Below are 2,216 nucleotides of genomic sequence, written 5' to 3'. Positions count from 1 at the left end.
TGTCAAGGACCGGGGGCATGGATCGCGTGAGGGTCGGCCAAGCGGATCGCCCTGGTGAGTTCGTCAGGGAGCCGGTGCTCGAGTTCGCGGCGCTGACGAGATTGGGGTCGGCCAAGCGGATCGCCCTGGTGCCTAACGGGCCTCGGTAGCGGAGGGCTTTCGCCGCCGAGCCGGGGGCGGATTGCGGTAACTGTCGCCTTCGATGACCAGGACGTGGGCATGGTGGAGCAGCCGGTCCATGGCGGCGCTGGCCATCAGCGGGTCGCCAAAGAGCGGCGGCCACTCCTCGATGGCGCGGTTGGAGGTGATGACGGTGCTCTTGCGCTCGTACCGCTGGCGGACCACCTCGTAGAGGTCCACCGGTTCATCCTGCGTCAGGCCGCGCAGGCCCAGGTCATCGATGAGGAGCAGGTCGGGCGAGGTAAAGCGCAAGAGGCGCTTCTCGTAGCTGCCATCGCCCCGGGCGGCTCGCAGTTGCATGAGCATCTCGTGGGCACCGACGTAGAGGGCGCTGTAGCCAGCACGGCAGGCACGGTGGCCGAGGGCCTGGGCCAGGTGGGACTTGCCGACGCCGGTGGGGCCGACGATGAGGACGTTGTCGTGGCGCTCCAGGAAGCCGCACGTGCCCAACTCCAGCACCTTGGCCTTGGGGACGCTGGGGTTGAAGTGGAAGTCGAAGTCCTCGAGCGTCCGGGCGTGCTCGAAGGACGCGCGGCGCACGCGCTGCGACAGCTGCTTGGAGTCGCGACGCTCCACCTCGTCGCCCAAGAGGCGGTAGAGAAATTCGGAGTGGGAGAGGTTGTCGTCCACGGCCTGCTGGGTGCGCAGTTGCAGCGACTGGAGGACGCCGGACAGGCGCAGCTTCTTGAGCATGGGAATCAGCTCGTCAGTGGGACTCAATTTCGGGCTCCTGGGGCACGGCGGGGTGGTGCAGCAACTCGGCCACGCTGCGTGCGAAGCGCGGCTGAGGAAGTGAGGACGTCGCGGGGGCGGCGAGGGCCAGGGGGAGCGGCTGCAAGTCCAGTCCCTGGCGCAGGAGGTTCTTGAGGCCTCCGTAGCTGTACGTGCCGTAGTAGTGGGCGCGCCGGGCGGCCGCGCGTGCGCGCTCGGGCGGGAAGCCTTCCAGGTGCGTGACGATGGCCTGCACCGCGCGCAGCTGCGACAACACCTCATCGGAGTCGAAGACGGCGCGCACGTACGTGAGCACCTCCTCGCCCAGCTGCGCCGCGCGTGCCTCCCAGTAGCCGCGGCTGCGGTGGCGCAGGTCGGCGCGGTGCTGGGGCAGGTGCTCCTCGCAGGTGCTGTAGAGGCCCGTGCCGCGCCGGGCGTGCGTGGCCACGCGCACGTCGTCCGCGTACACCTCCAGGCTGGCCTCGGTGACGCGCAGCCAGACGTCGCTGCCCACCAGGCGCCAGGGCACCGAGTAGAAGCGCCTGTCGAAGAGGACGTGGCTGTCCTGGTGGACTCTCGCGGGCTTCCAGACGACGGGGGTGAAGCGCCGGGTGGGCAGTGGCCGCAGGGCGGGCAGCTCCTCCTCGCCGAAGACGTCCACCGGGCGCCGGCCCGTCTTGCCGTGGCGCCGGACGTTGGCCACCTGGGCCAGCCACTTCTTCAAGTCCGCGCGCACGACGTCCACGTCCTGCCCCTGGCGGCCCTTGAAGAAGTTGGACTGCACGTACTTGACGCCCGCCTCCACCTTGCCCTTCTTCTGGGGCGCGTACGGCGGCGTCGGGTCCACCTTGAAGCCGTAGTGCCGCGCCACCTCTCGGTAGCTGCGATTGAGGGCGGACGGCACGTCCGGAGTGAAGGCCGCTCTCAGCACGGCGGCCTTCAGGTTGTCCGGCACCACCGTCTCCACCACGCCGCCCAGCTGCTCGAACGCCTCGACGTGCAGCCGCAGCCACGTCGGCAGTGACTGCTCGAAGACGACGTCGGCCACCAGGTAGCGGCTGTGCGCTAGGACCAGCACGAAGACCCACGCCTTGCGCAGCACCTTCTGCCGTGGGCACAGCAACTGGCCGACGTAGCCGAAGTCCACCTGCGCCACTTCTCCGGGCGCGGTGATGACAGGAATCGCGACCTCCTCGGCCCGCACGCCCTGGGCCTTGCGCAACTGCCGCACCATGCGCTTCACGGCCGAGTAGCTCGCCGCGAAGCCCTCCACCTCCAGCCGCAGCCTGTCGTGGATGGCGCGTGCGCCCACCCCCTGTCCGAGC

2 protein-coding genes are annotated in these 2,216 nt (G+C 69.6%); both read right to left on the bottom strand.

What is annotated here, in order from left to right:
• Positions 1-132 precede the first annotated feature (132 nt).
• Positions 133-900, bottom strand: a complete 768-nt coding sequence (istB, locus tag D7X55_RS38705) for an IS21-like element helper ATPase IstB (RefSeq protein WP_121725651.1) — start codon at positions 898-900, stop codon at positions 133-135.
• On the bottom strand, positions 887-2,216 hold a 1,330-nt coding region (gene istA / locus D7X55_RS38700), incomplete at its 5' end, for an IS21 family transposase (protein ID WP_121725650.1). The genes istA and istB, both read right to left, overlap by 14 nt.

Origin of the sequence: Corallococcus sp. AB049A, assembly GCF_003668885.1 — a bacterium.
In the GTDB taxonomy this organism is placed as follows: domain Bacteria; phylum Myxococcota; class Myxococcia; order Myxococcales; family Myxococcaceae; genus Corallococcus; species Corallococcus interemptor.
The sequence above is the reverse complement of the archived record's forward strand: the minus strand, read 5'-3'. Positions and strand labels throughout refer to the sequence as shown.